Origin of the sequence: Mesorhizobium sp. M7A.T.Ca.US.000.02.2.1, from assembly GCF_003996995.1 — a bacterium.
In the GTDB taxonomy this organism is placed as follows: domain Bacteria; phylum Pseudomonadota; class Alphaproteobacteria; order Rhizobiales; family Rhizobiaceae; genus Mesorhizobium.
The window spans coordinates 1-21,786 of sequence record NZ_RZTT01000052.1; the positions used below are offsets into that span (position 1 = coordinate 1).

At 63.0% G+C, this 21,786-nt stretch carries 18 protein-coding genes; 10 read left to right on the top strand and 8 right to left on the bottom strand.

Annotated elements, in window-relative coordinates; genetic code table 11:
• The first annotated feature begins 231 nt into the window (after window positions 1-231).
• From EOD15_RS07645 to EOD15_RS07690, 10 genes are all read left to right on the top strand, one after another.
• A complete protein-coding gene (locus EOD15_RS07645; RefSeq protein WP_127317785.1) occupies window positions 232-1,566 on the top strand; it encodes a sorbosone dehydrogenase family protein in 1,335 nt (444 codons plus the stop codon).
• 226 nt (window positions 1,567-1,792) lie between these two features.
• Window positions 1,793-2,989 carry a helix-turn-helix domain-containing protein gene (locus tag EOD15_RS07650; protein ID WP_245463602.1) on the top strand — a complete coding sequence of 399 codons (1,197 nt, stop codon included), beginning with the start codon at window positions 1,793-1,795 and terminating at the stop codon, window positions 2,987-2,989.
• Between the two features lie 103 nt (window positions 2,990-3,092).
• A complete protein-coding gene (locus EOD15_RS07655; protein WP_127317787.1) occupies window positions 3,093-5,120 on the top strand; it encodes a hydantoinase/oxoprolinase family protein in 2,028 nt (675 codons plus the stop codon).
• A 3-nt stretch (window positions 5,121-5,123) separates the two neighbouring features.
• The gene (locus EOD15_RS07660) at window positions 5,124-7,091 is read left to right on the top strand and encodes a hydantoinase B/oxoprolinase family protein (RefSeq protein ID WP_127317789.1); all 1,968 of its coding nucleotides are present in this window, start codon (window positions 5,124-5,126) and stop codon (window positions 7,089-7,091) included.
• A gap of 163 nt (window positions 7,092-7,254) precedes the next feature.
• Window positions 7,255-8,106 carry an FAD binding domain-containing protein gene (locus EOD15_RS07665; RefSeq protein WP_127317791.1) on the top strand — a complete coding sequence of 284 codons (852 nt, stop codon included), beginning with the start codon at window positions 7,255-7,257 and terminating at the stop codon, window positions 8,104-8,106.
• Window positions 8,103-8,600 (top strand): (2Fe-2S)-binding protein, encoded by a 498-nt coding sequence (locus EOD15_RS07670; RefSeq protein WP_127317793.1) that lies wholly within the window; start codon window positions 8,103-8,105, stop codon window positions 8,598-8,600. The genes EOD15_RS07665 and EOD15_RS07670 overlap by 4 nt, the downstream gene beginning before the upstream one ends.
• Window positions 8,593-10,941 (top strand): xanthine dehydrogenase family protein molybdopterin-binding subunit, encoded by a 2,349-nt coding sequence (locus EOD15_RS07675; protein WP_127317795.1) that lies wholly within the window; start codon window positions 8,593-8,595, stop codon window positions 10,939-10,941. The genes EOD15_RS07670 and EOD15_RS07675 overlap by 8 nt, the downstream gene beginning before the upstream one ends.
• 12 nt (window positions 10,942-10,953) lie before the next feature.
• Window positions 10,954-11,685 carry a LamB/YcsF family protein gene (locus EOD15_RS07680; protein ID WP_127317797.1) on the top strand — a complete coding sequence of 244 codons (732 nt, stop codon included), beginning with the start codon at window positions 10,954-10,956 and terminating at the stop codon, window positions 11,683-11,685.
• A gap of 94 nt (window positions 11,686-11,779) precedes the next feature.
• Window positions 11,780-13,162: an aspartate aminotransferase family protein gene (locus EOD15_RS07685; protein WP_127317799.1), complete on the top strand. Its 1,383-nt coding sequence runs from the start codon at window positions 11,780-11,782 to the stop codon at window positions 13,160-13,162.
• Complete coding sequence (locus tag EOD15_RS07690; RefSeq protein ID WP_127317801.1) at window positions 13,159-13,827, top strand: nuclear transport factor 2 family protein; 669 nt, start codon at window positions 13,159-13,161, stop codon at window positions 13,825-13,827. The genes EOD15_RS07685 and EOD15_RS07690 overlap by 4 nt, the downstream gene beginning before the upstream one ends.
• A 156-nt stretch (window positions 13,828-13,983) precedes the next feature.
• On the opposite strand, the gene EOD15_RS07695 is transcribed toward EOD15_RS07690, so the two are convergent.
• The 8 genes from EOD15_RS07695 to EOD15_RS07730 all read right to left on the bottom strand — a co-directional run.
• Complete coding sequence (locus tag EOD15_RS07695) at window positions 13,984-15,177, bottom strand: ABC transporter substrate-binding protein (RefSeq protein ID WP_127317803.1); 1,194 nt, start codon at window positions 15,175-15,177, stop codon at window positions 13,984-13,986.
• 43 nt (window positions 15,178-15,220) lie between these two features.
• On the bottom strand, window positions 15,221-16,312 hold the full coding sequence (locus tag EOD15_RS07700) for a branched-chain amino acid ABC transporter permease (protein ID WP_127326909.1): 1,092 nt from the start codon (window positions 16,310-16,312) through the stop codon (window positions 15,221-15,223).
• A gap of 4 nt (window positions 16,313-16,316) precedes the next feature.
• On the bottom strand, window positions 16,317-17,222 hold the full coding sequence (locus tag EOD15_RS07705; RefSeq protein ID WP_127319977.1) for a branched-chain amino acid ABC transporter permease: 906 nt from the start codon (window positions 17,220-17,222) through the stop codon (window positions 16,317-16,319).
• A gap of 1 nt (window position 17,223) precedes the next feature.
• The gene (locus EOD15_RS07710) at window positions 17,224-17,958 is read right to left on the bottom strand and encodes an ABC transporter ATP-binding protein (protein ID WP_127319975.1); all 735 of its coding nucleotides are present in this window, start codon (window positions 17,956-17,958) and stop codon (window positions 17,224-17,226) included.
• Window positions 17,955-18,707 carry an ABC transporter ATP-binding protein gene (locus EOD15_RS07715; RefSeq protein WP_027163992.1) on the bottom strand — a complete coding sequence of 251 codons (753 nt, stop codon included), beginning with the start codon at window positions 18,705-18,707 and terminating at the stop codon, window positions 17,955-17,957. Before EOD15_RS07715 ends, EOD15_RS07710 begins: the two co-directional genes overlap by 4 nt.
• A gap of 249 nt (window positions 18,708-18,956) precedes the next feature.
• Complete coding sequence (locus tag EOD15_RS07720) at window positions 18,957-19,928, bottom strand: biotin-dependent carboxyltransferase family protein (protein ID WP_127319973.1); 972 nt, start codon at window positions 19,926-19,928, stop codon at window positions 18,957-18,959.
• The gene (locus EOD15_RS07725) at window positions 19,918-20,793 is read right to left on the bottom strand and encodes a carboxyltransferase domain-containing protein (protein ID WP_127319971.1); all 876 of its coding nucleotides are present in this window, start codon (window positions 20,791-20,793) and stop codon (window positions 19,918-19,920) included. Before EOD15_RS07725 ends, EOD15_RS07720 begins: the two co-directional genes overlap by 11 nt.
• 9 nt (window positions 20,794-20,802) lie before the next feature.
• A partial coding sequence (locus EOD15_RS07730) for an ATP-grasp domain-containing protein (protein WP_127408403.1) occupies window positions 20,803-21,786 on the bottom strand: 984 nt, incomplete at its 5' end.

Consider the following 21,786-nt stretch of genomic DNA (forward strand, 5'->3'; position numbering starts at 1 on the left):
ATCCGGAACTGTCCGGACAGCCCGCCAAATACATTGCGACCCAGCTCGAGCTTTTCCGCGAGGAAAAGCGCGGCGGCACGCGCTTCGCCCATCTGATGCGCAACGCTGCTAAAAACCTCTCGGACGAAGATATTGCCGCATTGGCCGCCTATTTCGCGCAATGTCGCGTGCCGCCGCAACCGGAACGCCCTGATGGCGTTACGTCACTGTCCCAATCCTCGGGAATATCCAATGCGAAAAATTCTGGGCGTCTTACTCGTCATTGTCGCCTTCGTCGTAATCGCGGGAGCGGGCTTGTTCTTCTTCTCGCGCGAACAGGCCACCGTTCCGATCGAGCAGACCTACGGTCCAAACCCGACGCTTGCCGAACCCAATCCGACCTGGATACCCACGGTCCACGTTGCCGAGGCGACCCCTTGGCCCCAGGGCAAGATGCCGGTCGCCGCCAAAGGCTTCGCCGTCAACGAATTCGCTGGCGGCCTCGACCATCCGCGCTGGCTGCACGTGCTGCCCAATGGCGACGTGCTGGTCGCCGAAAGCAATGCGCCGCCAAAACCTGACGAAGGTTTTTCCATACGTGGCTGGTTCATGAAACTGTTCCAGAGCCGGGCTGGCGCCGAGGTGCGGAGCGCCAACCGTATCTCGTTGTTACGCGACGAGAACGGCGATGGCGTGGCTGAGACCAGGACAGTCCTCCTCAGCAGCCTCTTCTCGCCCTTCGGCATGACGCTGCTCGACGGCAAGCTCTATGTCGCCAATGCCGACGCGGTCGTCGCTTTCCCCTATCGCGATGGCGACGCCGAGATCACTGCTCCGTCCGAGAAGATCGTCGACCTTCCGGCCGGCCGCAATCACCATTGGACCAAGGACGTCATTGCCAGTCCGGACGGAACGAAGCTCTATGCCACCGTGGGCTCCAACTCCAATGTCGGCGAAAACGGCATGGAGGAGGAAGAAGGCCGCGCCGCCGTGCACGAAATCGACCTCGCGACGCGGCAGACGCGGCTCTTTGCGTCGGGTCTGCGCAACCCGAACGGCCTCTCCTGGAACCCTGAAAGCGGGGAACTCTGGGCGGTCGTCAACGAGCGGGACGAGATCGGCAGCGACCTCGTTCCCGACTACATGACATCGGTCAGGGATGGCGCCTTCTACGGCTGGCCCTACAGCTATTTCGGCCAATACATCGATGTCAGGGCGGAGCCACCGCGTCCGGACCTCGTCGGCAAGGCGATCGTGCCCGACTACGCACTGGGGGCGCACACCGGGTCGCTTGGGCTCACCTTCAACACCGCCGACCTGTTCGGCCAGCACATGAAGAATGGCGCCTTTGTCGGCCAGCATGGTTCATGGAATCGCATGCCGCGAAGCGGCTACAAGGTGATCTTCGTGCCGTTTGCCGACGGCAAGCAGTCGGGGCCGCCGCAGGACGTGCTTACCGGATTTCTGAGCAACGATGACAAGGCATTCGGCCGTCCGGTCGGCGTCGCCATCGACCGAACTGGCGCATTGCTGATCGCGGATGATGTGGGCAACAAGATTTGGCGGGTGATCCCGGCGGCCGACTAGGCCGCCGCATTGCTTCGCGCGTGGAAGGGTTTGGGCTCATGCCAAAACGACCGAGGAGCCGAGCGGATCGGCGCCATTTTTGGCGAAACAGGGTTTCTCGGCCGGGGGCTCGTGCAAAGTTGCCTGGCGAAGAAGTTTCGGATGCGCGCTGTGTCCCGCCATCCTCATCGCGCGAAACCAAACACGGCGACGGCCGCGCCCAAGGTGAACGAGCCGGTCGAGGCCGATGTATGGTTCCAAGTTGGCTTGCGGTTTGCGCGCCCAAGGCTGGTTTGATCAACTGCACACCAGGACCGTGACGATAACTGAAACCGTCGCGAGCTCCGGCTCTTGGGCCAACGGCCACATAAGTTTATTCGTTTTTGACCAATACGCGCCGGCGGATTCCTGTAATCTTCAGAAAAACACCGGGCTAACCGGGGCCAACCAGAAAGGTCGGGGAATGAAATACGTCGTCGATACGATCGGCGGTCCCACAGGCGGTGATGCCTGGCAAGCCGCTGTTACCGAAGCCTATTTTCCGCTCGACACCGAGTATAGGAACCGTCGTGAATTTTCGGGCACGCTGGAAACCTTCTCGCTTGGGCTCGTCAGCGTGTCTAAAATGCGCTGCGATGCCGTAAGCTATCGCCGCCATCGCCGCCACTTCCTCAACGAACGTGACGCCAGCCTGCTCATCACCATCCCGGAGATGTCGGAGGTGAATTTCTCGCAAGGGTCGAGGACCGTCAATTGCGGTCCGGGGGGCTTCCTCGTTGAGAGGGGAGACGCGCCTTACGAATTCTGGCACGGCAAGCCAAACGCGCTGTGGGTCCTGAAGGTGCCATCGTCGAGCGTTCGGGCGCGGATAGGGTCTGCCGAACGGCTCAGTGCGCTCAGTTTCGACGCGACCCAGGGCGTCGCCGCGCTCTTCCTCGACACGGTGCGAACCACGATCGGCCATGTCGATGAAATCACTGAAGTCGCTCGTGAGATGATGGGCAGGCACATCCTGGAAATGCTGTGCCTGTCGATCGTGAGCGACGATCGCGTGCTGGACAGCAGCATCTCGTCGATCCGGGCCGGCCATTTGCATCGTGCCGAGCAGTATATTCGCGACAATCTGAAGAATTCCGGCCTCGGCCCGCAGGCGGTGGCCGATGCCTGCGGGATTTCCCTGCGTTACCTGCAGGTTCTTTTTCAGGACAGCAACCAGTCGATCAACGGCTTCATCCGCGACGCCCGGCTTGAACTTTGCGCCGAGGAACTGATGTCGGTGACCAACATCAGCAGCGTTGCCGAGATTGCTTACCGCTGGGGCTTTGCCGACCAGTCTCAATTCTGCAAGCACTACCGGACGCGGTTCGGTTGCGCACCGACCGATACCCGTCGCGAAGCAGCGAACCGGGCAGGCCGCGCTTCGACCTCAAGAGAGCGGCACTAGACCCGGCGAAATCCGGGCCAATTCCATAATCTATTGCGACGCCGCCCCGGCAAGGGCGGCGAAAGCCGGGCCTTGCCCGCAAATATCCCGCGAAGGAACTGTCATGAGCAGAATAAGAGTTGCCGTCGATGTCGGAGGGACTTTCACCGACATCTGCATCATGGACGAAGACAGCGGCGCGATCCGCATCGAGAAGACCGCCTCCACGCCTGACGATCCCATGCAGGCGATCATGAATGGCGTGGAGCAGGGCCGCATCGATCTTTCGGAGGTGACGCTGTTCTCTCATGGCACGACGGTCGCCACCAATGCGCTGATCACCCGCCGCCTGCCACGCACCGCAATGGTCTGCACCGAGGGTTTCCGTGATGTTGTCGAGATCCGCCGCGCCAACAAGGAAGACCTTTGGGACACCTACAAGGATGTCGCCAAGCCGTATATCCCGCGCCGCGACCGGCTGACAGTCCGGGAACGGGTCAGTGCCGAGGGCACGATCCTGGAAGCGCTGGACGAAGAGGCCGCTCATCGCGTCGCGGAAATTCTCGTCAAACGGCAGGTCAAGTCCATCGCCGTCTGCTTCATGAACTCCTATGTCAACGGCGCCAATGAGCGCCGCATGCGTGAGATTCTGAAGGAGGCCATGCCGGATCTGCCGGTCTCGATCTCCTCGGAGGTGATGCCGGAAATCTTCGAGCACGAACGTTTTTCCACCACCATGGCCAACGCCGTCTGCGCCCCGGTCGTCGTCGATTACGTGTCGCGTCTCGGAGAAAAGCTTGCCGCCGCCGGATACAAACGAGATCTCCTGTTGCTGCACAGCGGTGGCGGGGTCATGACGCCCGCGAGCGTCAGGGATTTCTCGGCCCGGCTCGCGGGATCCGGCATCGCCGCCGGCGCGATCGCAAGCCGCTTCATCGGAAATCTCTGTGGCTTCCCGAACTCGATCGGCTTCGACATGGGCGGCACCAGCACCGACGTCTCGCTCGCATGGAACGGGGAGTCGCGCATCACAAAAGACTGGTACATCGAATTCGGATATCCGATCCGCTTCCCCTCCATCGAGGTGCTGACCATCGGCGCGGGCGGCGGGTCGTTGGCATGGCAGGACGAGGGCGGCAGCTTGCGCAACGGACCGCAGTCCGCCGGCGCCTTTCCGGGCCCGGCCTGCTACAAGAATGGCAACCGCACCGCCACCAACACCGATGCCAATGTCGTGCTCGGCCGTCTCGGCACCAGCCTTGCGGGCGGCAAGATCACGCTCGACCCCGCCCTGGCCGCCCAGGCGGTGCAGGAGACTGTGGCGACACCCTTCAGCATGGAACTCCACCAGGCGGCCGAGGCGATCATCGCCGTCGCCAACGCCAATATGGGCAATGCCGTGCGGCTTCTCTCCATCAGCCGGGGCTATGACCCACGCGACTTTGCGCTCGTCGCATTCGGCGGTGCGGGCGCTTTGCACGGAGCGGCCGTGGCGAAGGAGCTTTCGATTCCAACCGTGATCGTGCCGCCCAATCCTGGCGTCACCTCCGCGCTCGGTTGCCTTCTCGTTGACGTGCAGCATGATTTCTCCGAAAGCTTCATGGCCGATGCTTCGACGGTCTCGCCCGCCGAGATGCAGGCGGCCTTTGTTCTGATGGAAGAACAGGCCGTTGAGCGCCTGACCCATGAGGGCGTGGCGCGCGAAGACATGGCGCTGCAGCGTACGGTCGAGATGATGTACCAGGGCCAGTGGCGCTCGCTCGCGGTGTCAGCCCCGGCGCGGATCGAGAGCATCTGCTCGCTGATAGAGGCATTCCACAACGAGCACGAACGCGAGTTCAACTACCGCCGCGAAGAGGCGCCGGTGTCGATCTTCCGCATCGCGGTCAAGGCGATCGGCATCGTACCGAAAGCCGAGATGCCGCGGCATGAAGTCTTGCCTCATGTGCCCGAGCCGCTCGGCCGCCGCGGCGTCTGGTTCGACGGCGTATCTCATGATGCGGCTGTCTATGAACGCGACCAACTCAGCGCCGGCGCTGCCTTTGCGGGACCCGCCATCGTCGAACAGTTCGATTCCACCACCGTGGTTCCGCCGGGAATGAGCGCGACCGTCGACGGCTTCCTGAACATTCTCATCGTGACGAAAGGCTGAGACATGACAAAGCTGATTGAAACGAGCCCTGGCCTCGATCCGGTAACGTTCGAGGTGCTGAAGAACTCCTTCATCACCACCGTCGACCAGATGGCCGAACAGATGCTTCGCACCTGCTATTCCTTCGTCATCTACAACCGAGACTTTTCGAACGCCCTGCACGACGCCGATGGCAACTCGGTCGCCCAGGGCAACTACGACATCGCGGTCCATGTCGGCACACTGCACAACACGTGCAAGGAGGTGATCCGGGTCTTCGAAGGCGATATGGCACCCGGTGACGTCTACGCCATCAACGATCCCTATGCCGGCGGTACGCATTTCAGCGATGTTCGGCTCGTCCGGCCGATCTTCGACGAAGACAAACTGATCGGCTTCTCACAGTCGAACGGCCACTGGTCGGATCTTGGCGGCTCGGTGCCGGGTTCCTTCGACGTCACCGCCCGCGACATGTTTCGCGAAGGCCTGCGGATCACGCCGTTGCGCCTTTTCCAGCGCGGCCGCTTCTGCTCCGACGTCGCCAACATGATCGCGGCCAACACGCGCGATCCCGCGTCGATCATTGGCGACATCCATTCCCAGGCGCAGGCGACGCAGGCCGCCGAGCGCGAACTGTTGCGGCTGGTCAAGAAGTACGGACGCGGCCAGGTCATGCGCGGGATGGAGGAGGTTCAGGACTACGTCGAACGTGCCGTGCGAAAGCGTCTCGCGGAGTTGCCCGACGGCACCTGGGAGACGGTCGACTACATCGACCGGGATCTCGGTGCCGGCGAAGGCATGATCCCGATCCGCATCAAGATGACGATCAAGGGCGACACGATCCACTACGATTTTACGGGAAGCCATTCGACCATTGCCTCGATGTACAATTCCGCCCCGGGCGCGACCTTCTCGGCCGTGGTCGCCGGCATGAAGACCTTCTTTCCGGACCTCCCGCTCAACAGCGGGTTTTACCGGATGATCGAGGTAACCGCGCCAAAGAACAGCATCGTCAGCGCGGAATGGCCGGTGGCGGTGACCGGGTTCCTGATGCCGTTCGAAAAGATCATGAACGCGATCTTCGAGATGTGGTCGAAGATCATGCCCGAACGCGCTATCGCCTGCGCCTTCAACCTCGAATATCTGCTGGCCGGGGGACGGGACGCGCGCAAACCCGAAAAGCCGAACTTCATGTTCTACGAATGGCTGCCCGGCGGTTGGGGCGGGCGCAACGGCAAGGATGGTGCCGATGTCACCACCGCCTGCTTCGGAACCGGGCTGATGTCGCAGCCGAACGAAGGCAACGAGCGGGTGAATCCCACTCGGACACTCGAGTTCCAGATCAAGCAGGATTCGGCCGGGCCCGGCAAATGGCGGGGCGGCGTCGGCGTGCAGAAGACTTCGTTGCTGCTTGAGGCTGAAAATGCCGTCATGTCCTATATTTGCGACCGCGAGCGCGCTGTCGTCTGGGGTGTCGAAGGAGGCCTGCCGTCGATGCCCCACGGCTTGACCATGAAGCGCGCCGGAGAAGAGACCGAGATCTGGCTCGGCTCCGTATTCTCCGATTACTCCGTCCACACAGGCGACCAGTTCGCTCGTCCGACGGCCGGCGGCGGCGGTTTCGGCGATCCATTGGAGCGCGAGCCCCGCAATGTGATGGAGGACGTGATCGACGACTACGTTTCCCTGGAGCGCGCCAGGACTGATTACGGCGTGGTGATCCGCGAAATCGACCGCGACCTGTGCCAGTACGAAATCGACGGGACGGCAACCGAAGCCTGCCGTGCCGACATCCGGGCGAAACGGAAGGACTGGGCACGCATGGATCCCGAGGAGGTCGCGCGCAAATACCGCTCCGGCGAGATCGATACGCTCGACGCGGTTCGGCACTATGCCGTGATCCTCGACTGGGAGACTGGCGAACTGCTCCCCAAAACCACCGCCCAGTTCCGGGAAAGTTTTGAGAAACGGACCGTCGCCCACTGGGTCTGAGCACTAACGAGCGCGCCGCAATCTTGCGGGCGCTCGCGGGGATGCCCGAGTTATCTGTTTTTTCGATACCATATTCAAAGAATTACTATTTCACAGGAGCCTAAAGCTGGAGCAACAATGCTGCAGCGCCGCGAAAGTTGGCTGCTTCCGAGGGGTATGACAGATGGCACCAAGCGTGGAACGATCGTTCACCGCAGCCAGCACGATTGAAGAGGCAATGGCCGCACGCCGGCAAGGCGCGGCGGTGCTTGCCGGCGGCACCTGGATGATGCGTGATCCACGGCGCGGGGTCGATCTTCCCGAGGCGTTGGTCGCACTCCACCGAATACCCGCCTTGTCCAAGGTCGAAATCGCACCGGACCATGTCGTGATCGGCGCAGCCGTTAGCCATGCAGTCCTTGGCCGCGCGTTGCACGGGGCGGTGGGCTTCGAAGGTCTGGTTGCCGCGGCGGAGAATGCGGCCAATCCCGGCATCCGAAGGGTCGCCACCGTGGGCGGCAACCTTTGTGCCCTGGACTTTGCCGCCGCCGATCTCCCCCCTGCGCTTCTCGTCTGTGAGGCGACGGTGGAGTTGGAGACGTTCGAAGGCCCAAAACTCATCGGTATTTCGGATTTCCTCAAAGACAGGCATGCGCTGCTGGCCGAAGCGATTGTGACGAGAATTCATCTGCGCCGCGACCTTGTCGCCAGCGCTCATATCCGCCTGCCGCTTCGAAAAGCCGGCGACTATCCGGTCGCCATCGTCTCGCTTGCGGTAGACAAGGACAAACGATGTCGCATCGCCGTCGGGTCGGTGGAGCCGGTAGCGCGGCGCTGGACGGCGCTCGAACAGGCTATGGCGGCGGACTCGGCCTCTGCGTTCGATCCGGAACGCGCCGCCGGGCTTGCGCTGGAGCACAATGATTTTCAGGGCCGCGACGGCAAAGAAGCGGAGGGTTGGTACCGGCGCCAGGTTCTTGCGCCACTGGTCAAGCGCGGTGTTGCCGCACTTCTCAAGACCGGGGGCCTGGCATGACCGTGATATTCCAGCTGAATGGCGAGGACTGCCGCTTTGATGGCGATCCGATGACGCCGCTCGTCGACATCCTGCGGCAGGAACGATTCCTGACGGGGACCAAAGCCGTGTGCCGCGAAGGCTTCTGCGGCGCGTGCACCGTGCATGTCGACGATGAAGCGGTGCCGTCCTGCCTGAAGCCGATTGGCCTCGTCCAGGGATGCGCGGTGACGACCATCGAGGGATTGAGTTCCGGAAACCAGGCGCTGCACCCGCTCCAGGCCAATTTCGAGGCGGCCGATGCCGTGCAATGCGGCATGTGTTTCCCGGGAATGGTCATGAGCCTTTCGGCGTTCGTGCGCGACAATCCGCATGCGGGCCGTGCCGAAATCAAGGCCGCGATGGTCGGCAACATCTGCCGCTGCACGGGATATGAGCGGATCGTCGACGCCGTGGCCGACTGGCTCGACCAAGCGCGGATGGCTGGCCAGGTGGTAAGAGGCATCCATGTCTGAGCTGTCCGCCACGGTGATGAACCTTCCCCGCCGCGATGCGCAGGACAAGCTGCGCGGGCGCACGAAATACACCAACGACCGGGTTCGCCCCGACATGTTGCATGCCGTGCTGCTGCGCTCGACCGTTGCCGCTGGGCGGATCCGCAAGCTCGACGTTTCGGCAGCACTTCGCTGTCCTGGTGTGCGCGCGGTGGCGACCGGCGCCGATGCGCCAGGGCTGTACGGCATCGGCATTGCCGACCATCCGCTTCTGGCCATCGACACGATCCGCTATCACGGCGAACCAATCGCCGTCATCGCCGCCGAAACGGAGAAGCAGGCGCGGGCGGCGCTTGCAGTCGTCGTGCTTGAGGTCGAACCGCTGGCACCGGTGTCCACCATGGCCGAAGCGCTCCAGCCCTCCGCCCGTCTCGTTCACGAGGGCTGGCGCGGCTATGAGGTGATCACCGAGGGCGGTGCACGTGCCGGCAACATCGCCTGGGAGGCAAAATCCAGTCGCGGCGACGTCGATGCGGCCTTCTCCCGTCCCGACATTCGCATTGTCGAGAGCAGCTTCACCGTCGGCCGTCAGAACCATGTGCCCTTCGAACCGCGCGTTGCCATCGGCTCCTGGGAGGACGGCCGTGCTCACATACAGACCTCGACGCAGGTGCCTTGGACTGTGCGCAACGTCACCGGAAGGGTCATGCAGCTTCCGCCCGGGCGTGTGCGGGTCACTGTACCCCCTGTCGGCGGCGGGTTCGGCCTGAAATTCGATGCGTCCATCGAGCCTATCACGGCACTTCTGGCGCGGATGACCGGGCGCACAGTGGTCCTGGAAAATACCCGGCAGGAAGAGATGGCAACCTGCCTCTGCCGCGAGAATGCGGAAATCCGCATCCGGTCCGCTGTCACCGCCGAAGGATACATTGCCGGGCGCGAGGCGGTCGTGCTGATGGACTGCGGCGCGTATGGAGGCGAACAGGTTTTTCTGACGACGATGACGGCGCACACGCTGGGCGGCAATTACAGGGTTGGCGCCACGCGGCTCGTCAGCCGCGCCGTATACACCAACACACCACCCAACGGTGCTTTCCGAGCTTGCAACGGCGTCTACAACACATTCGCTTTGGAGCGACATACCGACGAAATCTGCGATGCGCTAGGCTTCGACCCTATGGAGTTCCGGAAGAAAAATGTCCTGGGAGATGGAGATCTCGGTGCCACGGGCCAGGTTTTCGAGGCCGATGTGCTGGGTCCGATGCTCGATCGCATGGAGGCGTTACGCGCCAGTACCGGTACATCAGAGGCCAAGGCCGACGGCAGGCTCTATGGAATTGCAACCACGGTCGGCACATGGTTCGTTTTCGTCGGGCCTTCGGCGGCGACGGTGAATTTGAACGCCGACGGTAGCGCAACGCTAGTCACCTCGGGTGTGGAGATCGGATCCGGCACGATGGTGCAATCCCTGCCGCAAATCGTGGCCGGGCAACTCGGCCTCGCTCCCGACCAGGTGATCGTGCGCGAAGCCGATACGGATGCCGCCGGTCTCGATGTCGGCGTTGGCGGTGGGCGCACCACCGTCTCCATCGGTGCGGCAAGTGTGGCTGCCTGCGCGGAAGTGCGGGAGAAGCTGCTGCGGAGCGCCGGTGAGATGCTCCAGACCCGACCGGAAGACTTGGTGCTGCGGGATGGTCGTGTCGAGATCACGGGACGTCCCGGTTCCGGCATGTCGATCCCCGCTGTCGTCGCCCATGCGCAGGCAACCACCGGCCCGGTCACCGGAAGCGGAGCTTTTACCGCCAGGAACACTCCGGCAATGTCCGGCTGCGCGATGGGGCACTTCATCGATGCGCTCGACATCCCCGTCTTCGTCGTTCACGAGGCCGAGGTGGCGGTTGATCCGGACACCGGTCATGTCGAGGTGCTGGCCTATCGCGTGGTGCAGGATGTCGGCCGCGCACTCAACCCGCGCGCGGTCATGGGCCAGATACAGGGTGGTGTCGTGCAGGGTCTCGGCTACGCCCTGCATGAGGAGGTGACGATCACCGCTGACGGACGCATCGCGCAGGACGATTTCGAGACCTATCGCCTGCCGCTGGCGCAGGACGTGGTTCCGGTCGCCGCCGACCTCTACGAGGGCGCACCGTCGATCGGGCCTCTAGGCACCAAGGGCGCGGGCGAGGTCCCGATCCTGGCCGTGGGCGCGGCGATCGGCTGCGCTGTGGCACGCGCTATCGGCAAGCCGGTGCGGCAGCTACCACTGACGCCGCCGCGCGTGCTTCGACTGCTGCACGAGCGCGAACCGCCGCCGGAATTCCCGCACATCGCCCCCGGCTGGGCGTCGAACACTCTGGGCTGAGGCAAGCAAACCATGGTCACCCTGAACTGCGACATGGGGGAAAGTTACGGCAACTGGCGTTTCGGCGACGATGCCGGCATCATGCCTCACATCGATTGCGCCAACATCGCATGCGGCTTCCACGCCTCCGATCCATGGACGATGCTGAAGACCGTGCGGCTCGCGCTTTCGCACGGAAAGAAGGTTGGCGCGCATCCGTCCCTTCCCGATCGCGAGGGATTCGGCCGGCGCGAGATGAAACTTCAACCGGAGGAACTGACAGCCGCCTTCCTCTACCAAATCGGTGCTCTGACGGGGATGCTGGCCGCCGAGGGCGGGCAGCTCAGCCATGTCAAGCCGCATGGCATCATCTACGGCATGGCCGCGCACGACATAGACACTGCCCGGGCAATTGCCGCGGCGGTCAAGCCGTTCGGCGTCCCGCTCTTCGGCCTGGCGGGAACCCGTCACGAGACGGCGGCAGCCGAGCTCGGCGTTGCCTTCGTGGGCGAGTTCTTTCCCGATCTTGCCTACGCTCCCGGCGGCAGCCTGATCATCCCGCGCGTCCAGTCGGCCATCGACCTGACACTTGCCGAACATCGCATGGTGGGGGCGCTTACCCGACGCGAACTCGTCACGACAGACGGTACGATCCGCCCGGTCGACTTCGACACCGTCTGCATCCACTCCGATCCGCCGAATGCGCGCGACGTCGCCGCGCTGATGCGGCGGATCATCGATACCCATTCCAACAGCCTGCCATGATTCGTTTCCCGAATCGTGAAAGCTCCACGCATGGGATCGAGGACTATCTCGAACTCACCGCCCGAACCATTTCCCCAAGCCGCTGAGGACTTCCATGGATGCGCTTTCCAATTCTCTCGCCGCCGCCGACATCGCCACCTCCATGCACCCCTACACAAACCTGCGTCAGCACGAAGAAACCGGGCCGCTGATCATCAGCCGCGGCGACGGCATCCGTGTGTATGACGAACGCGGCAAGGAATACATCGAAGGGCTCGCCGGGCTGTGGTCGGTGGGCGTCGGCTTTTCGGAAAAGCGGTTGGCCGACGCTGCCTATCAGCAGATGCTCAAGCTGCCCTACTACCACACCTTCTCCTCCAAGGCGCATGAACCGTCCATCCGGCTCGCGGAGAAACTCGTGGAGATGACGCCGGAAAACCTGACGCGTGTCTTCTTCACCTCGTCGGGCTCGGAAGCCAACGACACCATCGTCAAGATGATGTGGTTCATGAATAACGCGCTGGGCCGGCCAAAAAAGAAGAAATTCCTGGCACGGACCAAGGGCTACCACGGCATCACCGTCGCCTCCGGTAGCCTGACAGGCCTGCCGGTCAACCATCGCGACTTCGATCTGCCGGCGATTCCCGTTCGCCACCTGACCTGCCCGCACTTCTATCGCTTCGGCATGGAAGGCGAAGACGAAGCCGCCTTCACGGCGCGCCTGCTCGCCGAGCTGGAAGCGGTGATCGCGGAAGAAGGGGCTGACACCATCGCAGCCTTCATAGGCGAGCCGCTTATGGCAGCCGGCGGCGTTCTGCCACCGCCGGTCGGGTACTGGGAAGGCGTGGAGAAAATCTGCCGGGCAAATGATATCATTCTGATAGCAGACGAGGTGATCTGTGGTTTCGGGCGGCTTGGTACGCCCTTCGGCGCTCAGAAATACGGCTTCACGCCTGATATCATGACGGTCTCCAAGCAAATCACGTCGTCTTATATGCCGCTTGCCGCCGTCATTTTCTCCGATGCGATCTATCAAGCGATCGCCGACAACACCGCAACGATCGGCAATTTCGGCCACGGCTTCACTGCGTCGGGTCATCCGGTCGCGACGGCGGTGGGTCTCGAAAACCTCGCCATTTTCGAGGAGCGGGACTTGATCGGAAACGCGGCCCGCCTTGAGACGTCGTTCCAGGCCGGCATCCGCTCATTCGCCGATCACCCGCTTGTCGGCGAAGCGCGGGGCACCGGTCTTATCGGCGCCGTGGAGCTGGTGGCAGACAAGGCGACGAAACGCCCCTTCGCCAAGGTTGGGCGTGCAGGGACTATCGCAGCAGGAATCGGCCACGAGGAAGGCCTCATCTTCCGCGCCATCGGCGACCAGCTCGCGCTCTGTCCGCCGATGATCTCGACAGAAGACGATGTGAAGGAAATCATGACGCGCATGGGCCGGACGCTTGAGCGCCTGACCGGTGCGGTCGCCAAGGAGGGACTTGAATGACCCGCATGAAAGCCGAACCGGTCGTCCATATCGACGACGAACGCTTCCGGGTCACCGAATGGCGCTTTGCCAACGGGGCCGAGACCGGCTGGCACATCCATGGCCATGACTACGTCATCGTGCCGCTTACGGACGGCAAAATCGGTCTCGAAGGCCCGGACGGCGCGCAGTCGCAAGCCGCTCTCACCCAAGGGGTGCCCTATTCGCGGCGGACGGGTGTGGCTCACAACGTCATCAATGCCGGCGATGCACCGCTCGCCTTCCTCGAGGTCGAGGTCGTTGAAGCCGGCGATCTCGCAGCCAGGCGGCTGGCCGTGCTCGACCGGTTCCTCGCGGCCTGGAACGCCCGCGACGTGGGCGCGCTGATGGACTGCATGGCTGAGAATTGCGCTTTCCACGGCTCGGCTGGACCCGATGCCGAAGGGCGCAAGCATATGGGGCGTGACGCCGTGCGCGCCGCCTATGCAGCGCTGTTCGATGCCTTCCCGAAAGCCGAGTGGACCAGGGGACGGCACGTCGTGACGGGCGACACCGGGCTTTCATCATGGCGCTTCGTCGGCACCACGGCAGCGGGGCAGAAAATCGAAGTCGACGGCTGCGATATCTTCGCTTTCTCGGGGGAGCTCATAGCGCTCAAGGATTCCTACCGCAAAGCGCGAGGGTAGCGAAAATCTGAATTCATCGGGCAACAAGGGCGGTCCAAACGGGCCGCCCTCATTTTTTGTCCAAAGGCAAGATCCTCAAAGACGAAAGGCCCGGTCGTCCCAGAGGAACAGGGCCTTTCGTAGATGAAGGGCCGGACTTATCCGGCCCATCTTCTCCTACTTGAGCAAGGCTTCCATCGGTACCGGCTCGGAAATCGTCCAGTTGCCTACAACACCCGGCTTGCCGGCCTTGGTCTCGACGATCAGGTACCGCGTCTGGTTCTGGTGATGCAGTTCCGGCGAGAAGGTACGAGGCCCGAACAGCGTCGGCTCATTCTTCATCTTTTCCAGTTCCGCGACGACCGCGTCGGCATCGGCCGTGCCTGCACGCTCCACCGCCTTGGCCCAGACGTCGACCATGACGTAACCCGGAAAGACATACTGGCTCGAGGGATCGGCGCCTGTCTTCGCCTTGTAGGTGGCATTGAACTTCAGCACGGCCGGATTGGGATCGTCGCCATAGATCGATCCCTGAACGGGGACGTAGAAGTTCGTCAGATCGGGCACAGCCGAGAGCCAATAGCTACCGTCGACGCCCGATCCATTCAGGATCATGGAGTTGATACCCGCGGCGCGAAGCTGCTTGATGGCCGAGACAGCGCCCGGCATCATCGTGCAAAGCATGATCGCATCCGGCTCCTTCGGCAGAGACTTGATGCGGGTGATCTGCGCGGCGATGGAGGCGTCCTCGTTCTTGAAGGTGTCTTCACCGACAAGCTTCGCGCCCTGGGCTTCGAGCTTCGGCATCATCCAGTCGAAGCCGTCGCAGATGCCCTTGTTGTAGGCCGTCCAGGTATCGAGCAGACGGTAGAAGTCCTTTGCGCCCTTTTCCTTGAATGCCCACTCGGCCATGGTTGCGCCCTGCACGGCCGCCAGCACCGACGCGGAGAAGCTGTGCGGGCCGACACCCTGGATACCGGCCTTGACCGATTCCGCGCACAGGAAGAAGGAGATACGGCCCGCGTCCTCGGCCGCGAGCGCAGCCGGCGATCCGAAGTCGTAATCGCAGGACACGACCACGAGATCCGCACCCTGGTCGAGCACGGAGAGGCCCGCCTTGGCGCCTTCGGCCCGGTCGGACTTGGTGTCGGCCTTGACAACCTTGATCTGCTTTCCAAGCAGGCCGCCAGCCGCATTGATCTCGTCGATGCGGATCAAGGCCGCCTCCTGCGCAGGCTTGTCATAAGCTTCCATGAAGCCCGACTCCGCAGTGGCGAAGCCGATGACGATAGTCTTGTCATCGGCCAGCGCCGGATATGCGATGGACATCGAGGCCAGAGCGGTTGCGACGATTCTCATTTTGTATGTCATGCACGTCTCCTTTTTTGTTTTCCGGTCGGGCTTGTGCCGCCGGTCACTTGTTGCGACTGCTGCGAGGTAAGGTGAGCTCGCGGTTGCCCATGAGTCCGGATGGGCGAAGTGCGAGGATCACGATCATGATGACGCCGAGGGCTATTTCTTGGACCCCTTTCGGGAGGGCGAAAGTGGACTCGCCGAGCGATACGCCTGCCTCCAGCCAGCGCAGCGCCTGGATCAGGGCGGACAGCAGGACGACACCCACCACACCCCCCGACAGGCTGCCCATGCCGCCGACGACGAGCATGGAAAGGGTGATGAAGGTGAGACCGAGATAGAATGTATCGGGTGTGACCACGCCGATGGAATGAGCCATAAGCGCACCGCCCAGCCCCATCACCGCGCCCGATACGACGAACGCCACGAGTCTTTCCCTGGGAATGTCGATACCGGAAGCCGCGGCGGCGGTGGGCTCGTCGCGGGCAGCACGAAGGGCCAGGCCGGACCGGGAGATCGCGTGCGCCCAGGCGATGAAGATTGCGACCACGGCGCCGATGAGATACGGCCAGATCATGCGCACGATCGGAATGCCGACGACCGATGAGGTCGCTCCGGTCACGCTCTCCCAGTTGGAATAAATCGTGTTGATCATGGCGAGCATCGCGAAGGTCGCGATCGAAGCCGCGATGCCCGATAGGCGCATCAGCACCCGCCCGAAGATGAGAGCGGCGAGGGCGGCGAACAATGCCGCCAGCACGGCCGATTGCCAGTACGGCAAACGGGTCGCCAGCAGCCATTCGGGCAATCCCGGCAGCGAACCGCGTTTCATCATCGGATTGATGGTGAGCCATGCGGCCGCGTACGCGCCAAGGCAGGTGAAGCCGATATGCCCGAAGCTGAGAACGCCCGAATTTCCGATAAAGATGTATAGGCCCACGACGAGGATGACACGGACGAACACGTCGATCACCGTCTGGTTGAAGGGCCGCGATCCGGTCATCACCGTGATCAGCGCGATGGCCAGCAGCAGCAGAGAAAGCAGGACCGGCGTCAGGATTGTGCGGCGGGCAAGCGCGAAGCGGGCGGGCTTTCGCTCGGCAGCCGCGGCACCGGCAGCGGTAGAGTTGGTGAGGGAGGCGGCGACACCCATGAAATCAGACCCTTTCCTTGGTGCCGCGCGCGGCAATAAGCCCTTGCGGGCGGAAGAGGAGAACGAGGATGACCGCTCCATAGACAAAGGCATCGCGGAACGGCCGGGCGTCGATGGGCAGCATGACCTGCATGATCACCGAGGCGGCACCCAGCAGGAAGCCGGCGAGCACGGCTCCCCCGAGGCTGCCGAGGCCGCCAATGACGGTGGCGATGAAGGCCATCAACATGATCGAGGCGCCCATCTGGATGTCCAGCGTGCCTGTCTGGGCGCCAAAGATCAGTGCAATGGCGGCGGCCAACGCGCCGGAGAGGGCGAACGCGCCCATGATAACCCGGTTCGCACGCACACCCAGCATGCGGGCCATCGAGAAGTTCTCGGCCGCCGCCCGCATCTCCAGGCCGAAGCGGGTTTGACGCAGGAACAGTGTCAGGCCGATCAGAATGACCATCGTGGCGACGATCGTTATGAGCTGGAGGAGGGGAAGCCTGGCACCGAGGATCTCCACCGGCTGGGACAGTTCGGGCAGCAGCGAGATCGATTTCGGCCGACTGGAGAAAAGCATGAGCAGGAAGTAGCGAATGACGAAACCGAGCGCGAAGGAGGCGATCATCATGGTTGCCGGATTTGCCTGGCGGAACCGCCTGAAGACGACGACTTCGCACAGCACCGACAGCCCGGCCCCGCAGAGGAGAACGAAGGGCACCAGCAGGTACCACGGCAATTGGCCGGCGAAGACGATGGCCATGGCGTCTGTTGAGGGCCATAGCAGCGCGAAGACGCAGAAGGCGATGACGTCGCCATGCGCGAAGTTCACGAGCCGCATCACACCGAAGATGAGGGCGATGCCAAGCGCCCCGAGCGCGTAGAGCGAACCAAGCGAGAGTGCGTCGAACAGGATCTGGAGCATCTCAGTGGTCCTCGTATCCGAAATAGGCAGCCTGGATCGCCTCGCCGTTGCCGAGCGTCCGCGCGTCGCCATCGAGCACGATCTGTCCGCCACGCATCAGGATCATCCGCCCGCCCACCATCATCGCCCGGGCCGAGCTCTGCTCAACGATCAGGAGCGTGAGCTGGCGCTGCGCACGCAGCGCGATCAGCCGCTCGTAGACCTGATCGTTGATGTTGGGGGCGAGGCCCAGCGAAGGCTCGTCGATGGCTACAAGCCGCGGATTGGTCATCAACGCGCGTCCGATGACCAGCATTTGCTGCTGCCCGCCGGACAGCAATCCCGCTTGCCCATGCCGTCTCTCTTTCAGCATCGGGAAGGTTGCGTAGACGGCTTCGAGTTCGTCGGCCGCTCGGCTGCGCCAGCCGCGTTCGCGGGCGTGCATGCCGGTTCCGACCAGAAGGTTCTCTTCGGTCGTCAGCGAGCCGAAGACATCGCGCCCCTCCGGCACCATGGACAATCCGAGCCGGGCGATGTTCTCCGGCGCCTGGCCGGTGATCTCATGACCTGCAAGGTCGATCCGGCCGCCCGCCACCGGCGTAACACCGGCGATCGCGCGCAGCAGCGAAGACTTCCCGGCTCCGTTCGGGCCGGTGATGAACAGGATTTCTCCCTCCTCCATGGAGAAGGAAACATTGCGGACCGCCGTGAGACGGCTGTAGCGGATGGTGATATCGGAAAGGGCGAGCAGGCTCATTCCATCGCCTCCAGCACAGGCAGGTCGGTGTTCGCGGCCGTGCCCATATAGGCGTGGCGCACCTTCTCGCTGTCGCGGATCGCGGCAGGCGGGCCTTCCTCGATGATCGCTCCGGAATCGAGCACGACGATATGCTGGCAAAGGCCGAGCACCAGCCCGACATTGTGCTCGATGAGCAGGACACCACAGCCGAGATCGCTGGCGATATGTCTTATCAGGGCCGAAAGCTCCCGCGCCTCCAGCGCGCTCATGCCAGCCGCGGGCTCGTCGAGCAGGATGTACGCGGGCCGTCCCATCAGGGCGCGGCCAATGGCGACGCGGCGCTCGTCCGTATATGGCAACGTTCCGGCGATGCGGGTGCCCAGCGCACCGATGCCTATCCAGTCGAGCATCGCTTCCGCTTCGGCGATGGCAGCGCGCCGGCTCATTCCCAGACCAACGCCGGTTACCTCCAAATTGTCCAGCACAGGCAGGTCGCGGAAGAGCCGCCCACCCTGGAAGGTGCGGGCAATGCCGCGCCGCCGGACCTGATGCGGCTTGAGACCTGTGAGTGCTGCCCCGTCGAGCTTGATGGTGCCTTCCGTCGGTGCCTGGAAGCCGGTCAGCACGTTGACGAGCGTGGTCTTGCCAGCGCCATTCGGGCCGATGAGGCCACTGATGCGGCCGGGCGTAATTTGGAGGTCTACCGATGACAGGGCCTTCAGCCCCGCAAACGATACCGAGACGTTCTCCGCGCTCAGATGACTCATGACCCTTTCCTTCTTTCTACCGACGGAAAGGCGCGAAGCATCCGGCCTTGCGGCCAGTCACGTTGCAAATGTCTTCCCCTGTCGGTTCCGGCGGTCTCTAGCGGACTGCTCGGGTGCCAAATTCACGCCGTTGCCCGGCGTCGTCTTGTCGTTTCGCGCACCGGATTTTGTCTTCCGCCACGCACGGTCGGTTTTGGCCGGCCGATCTCCTCGCCACCGGCTCCTCCGCCGGCATTTTCCCGGCTGACGTCAGCCGGCCAGATGCCCTTCAGCACGCGCCAGCGCGGCGCGCTGTTCGGTTCGCGCGGCAAGCGCGTCTTCCAGCGTCACCGGAACGAAGCGCGCCGGGGTGTGCGGCTGGAGCTGGGCGATAAGGTCCATGTCGGCCGATATCACCACGCCCAGCATCATGTACCCGCCACCCGAAACCGCGTCCCGGTGAAGAACGATCGGCTCCGTGCCACTCGGCACCTGGACGGATCCGTAGGGATAGCAGGCATCGACGATGTTCGAGGGGTCGGAGCCCGCACCGAAAGGCTGCTCGCGCTCGACGAATTCCAGCGGCGTCCCACCCCGGAAGCGATAGCCGATGCGGTCGGCTTCGGGTGCGACCTTCCAGGTTTCCTCAAAGAACCGAGTGCCGGCAGCTTCAGTGATCCGATGCCAGTACATGCCGGGAAGCATTCTGAGTTCCGCCGGACTATTGCCCGCGCGGCGCAGATTTGCAGGCAGTGAAAGACCGGCTTTGCCGGAACCTTCGCCGAGGGGAAGCTCATCACCCGCCTTCAGCGTGCGGCCCTGATGGCCGCCGAGTGCGCCCAGAATGTAAGTCGAGCGCGAACCGAGAACCACGGGTACGTCGATACCGCCGGAGACGGCCAGATAAGCGCGCGCGCCGCCCTTGAGGAAGCCGAAGGAAAGCCGGTCACCGGCCTTCACCGGAAAACTTTCCCAGGTCGGCCGTTCCTCGCCATTGAGTTTGGGGGGGAGTTCTCCTCCCGTGACGGCGACGACCGCGGATTGGGTGAATTCGAGTTCGGGGCCCATGAAGGTGGCTTCGAGCACCGCGGCACCCGGATCGTTGCCGACAAGCAGGTTTGCGATGCGTGTGGCAAAGCGGTCCATGCCGCCGCCTTCGGGAATGCCGACATGGTAGTGGCCTGGTCGGCCAAGGTCCTGCACGGAAGTGGAGAGGCCGGGAGAGATTACCTTAACGGCCATTGATAAGCTCCATCAGCTTTGCATTGATGCCGTAAATATCGCTGTTGAAGTCCTTCAGGCTGAAGGTGCACTCGCGAACCGTCGGCTGCCACCGATTGGCTTCGATTTCCTCCAGCGTGGCGTCGTAGTCATCGCGGCCAATGGCCTTGAACTTGACGATGTCGCCTGGCTTGAACAGGCACATATCATCTGAGAGGTAGCGCACCTTCCTGGTCGGGTCGTAGATCGGGGCCGGGGTTATGCCATACATCTGGTAGCCGCCAGCGCCGCGCACCGAATAGATCGCTGCAAAGCAGCCGCCATGGCCAATGGTGAGCTTGGGAGTGTCGGTGCGTGGACGCAAGTATTTCGGCGCCTGAATCTGTTTCTTGCGCTCAACCATCTGGTACAGGAAGGGGAGTCCGGCGACGAAGCCGACCATGGACACGAACCAGGGCTGGCCGGAATAGGCCGCGATAAACTCTTCCACCGTGGCGTAGCCGTTGATGCGTGCCGAATATTCAAGATCGGTGGAGGAGGGGTCCTGATGGCGCTCGCGGAAGCGCAGGCAGGTTTCACGCGTCCATGGATCCTGGAAATAAACCGGCAGTTCGATGATCCGGGTCTTCAGCACCGGGTCCGCCTTCAAGGCCGCCTCTTCCATCGACTTCAATTCGCGGAGCAAATCCTGCGGCTTGACGATGTCCGGGTTGAAGCGAATCTGGAAGCTGGCGTTGGCTGGGCAGATCTCGGTGACACCTCGGATGCCTGCCGTACGCACCGCGTTCGTCATCGAAAGGCCGGTAAAGAAGGAGGTGAGCGACATTTCTTCGGACACCTCGCCGAAGATATGTTCGTCACCGCCGAAGTTGAATCGTATCGACATCGGTCCTCCTTAACCCGCCAATGCTGCGGCGTTTTCGATGAGCCAGCCTTCCAGCCAGCGGGTATGCACGTCTCCCGCCCGTACCGCCGGATCGGCGGCCAGCGCAAGAAACAGCGGCTTGGTGGTCTTGAGCCCGCCGATCTTCAACTCGTTGAGCGCGCGGATCAGGCGCACTATCGCCGCCTCGCGCGTCTCTGCATGCACGATCAGCTTGGCAAGCAGCGAGTCATAGAAGGGCGGCACCTGATAGCCTTGATAGAGCATCGAATCGAAGCGTACGCCCGGACCGCCGGGAATGCGAAGCTCGGCCACCTGCCCGGGGAATGGAGCGAACTCCTTCGCCGGGTCTTCGGCATTGAGCCGGACTTCGATCGCATGCCCCTTGACGGAGACATCGCCTTGCCGAATCCGCAGCTTCTCGCCGCCGGCGATGCGAAGCATCTCCGCAACGAGGTCGATGCCGGTGATCGCTTCGGTGACCGGGTGCTCGACCTGGATACGGGTGTTCATCTCGATGAAGTAAAAGCGATCTGCTTCATCGTCATAAAGATACTCTACCGTGCCGGCACCAGAGTATTTGACCGCCTTGGCCAAAGCGACCGCCGAAGCGCAGAGATCCTCGCGCAGCCTGTCTGAAAGTGCGCGAGACGGCGCCTCCTCCCAAACCTTCTGGCGTCGCCGCTGCAGTGAGCACTCCCGCTCGTAGCAGTGAATGGCATCGCTTCCGTCCGCCAGCACCTGCACCTCGATATGGCGGGCCTTGCCGATCACTTTTTCCATGTAGAGGCCACCGTCGCCAAAGGCGGCGAGGGCTTCTGCTTCGGCCTGAGGAAAGGCTTGTTCGAACTCGGCGAGCGAGTTGGCGATGCGGATGCCCCGCCCGCCGCCGCCTGCCGCCGCCTTGATCATCACCGGAAAACCGGTTGCGGTCAGCACCTCGTGGCCAGCCTTGAGGCCCTCGACCCGGCCAGCCGAGCCAGGCACCACAGGGAC

What these genes read in the sequence shown, in the direction of transcription:
- EOD15_RS07645 (WP_127317785.1), top strand. Translation starts at nt 232, where the DNA reads ATGCGAAAAATTCTGGGCGTCTTACTCGTCATTGTCGCCTTCGTCGTA.
- EOD15_RS07650 (WP_245463602.1), top strand. Translation starts at nt 1,793, where the DNA reads ATGTATGGTTCCAAGTTGGCTTGCGGTTTGCGCGCCCAAGGCTGGTTT.
- EOD15_RS07655 (WP_127317787.1), top strand. Translation starts at nt 3,093, where the DNA reads ATGAGCAGAATAAGAGTTGCCGTCGATGTCGGAGGGACTTTCACCGAC.
- EOD15_RS07660 (WP_127317789.1), top strand. Translation starts at nt 5,124, where the DNA reads ATGACAAAGCTGATTGAAACGAGCCCTGGCCTCGATCCGGTAACGTTC.
- EOD15_RS07665 (WP_127317791.1), top strand. Translation starts at nt 7,255, where the DNA reads ATGGCACCAAGCGTGGAACGATCGTTCACCGCAGCCAGCACGATTGAA.
- EOD15_RS07670 (WP_127317793.1), top strand. Translation starts at nt 8,103, where the DNA reads ATGACCGTGATATTCCAGCTGAATGGCGAGGACTGCCGCTTTGATGGC.
- EOD15_RS07675 (WP_127317795.1), top strand. Translation starts at nt 8,593, where the DNA reads ATGTCTGAGCTGTCCGCCACGGTGATGAACCTTCCCCGCCGCGATGCG.
- EOD15_RS07680 (WP_127317797.1), top strand. Translation starts at nt 10,954, where the DNA reads ATGGTCACCCTGAACTGCGACATGGGGGAAAGTTACGGCAACTGGCGT.
- EOD15_RS07685 (WP_127317799.1), top strand. Translation starts at nt 11,780, where the DNA reads ATGGATGCGCTTTCCAATTCTCTCGCCGCCGCCGACATCGCCACCTCC.
- EOD15_RS07690 (WP_127317801.1), top strand. Translation starts at nt 13,159, where the DNA reads ATGACCCGCATGAAAGCCGAACCGGTCGTCCATATCGACGACGAACGC.
- EOD15_RS07695 (WP_127317803.1), bottom strand. Translation starts at nt 15,177, where the DNA reads ATGACATACAAAATGAGAATCGTCGCAACCGCTCTGGCCTCGATGTCC.
- EOD15_RS07700 (WP_127326909.1), bottom strand. Translation starts at nt 16,312, where the DNA reads ATGGGTGTCGCCGCCTCCCTCACCAACTCTACCGCTGCCGGTGCCGCG.
- EOD15_RS07705 (WP_127319977.1), bottom strand. Translation starts at nt 17,222, where the DNA reads ATGCTCCAGATCCTGTTCGACGCACTCTCGCTTGGTTCGCTCTACGCG.
- EOD15_RS07710 (WP_127319975.1), bottom strand. Translation starts at nt 17,958, where the DNA reads ATGAGCCTGCTCGCCCTTTCCGATATCACCATCCGCTACAGCCGTCTC.
- EOD15_RS07715 (WP_027163992.1), bottom strand. Translation starts at nt 18,707, where the DNA reads ATGAGTCATCTGAGCGCGGAGAACGTCTCGGTATCGTTTGCGGGGCTG.
- EOD15_RS07720 (WP_127319973.1), bottom strand. Translation starts at nt 19,928, where the DNA reads ATGGCCGTTAAGGTAATCTCTCCCGGCCTCTCCACTTCCGTGCAGGAC.
- EOD15_RS07725 (WP_127319971.1), bottom strand. Translation starts at nt 20,793, where the DNA reads ATGTCGATACGATTCAACTTCGGCGGTGACGAACATATCTTCGGCGAG.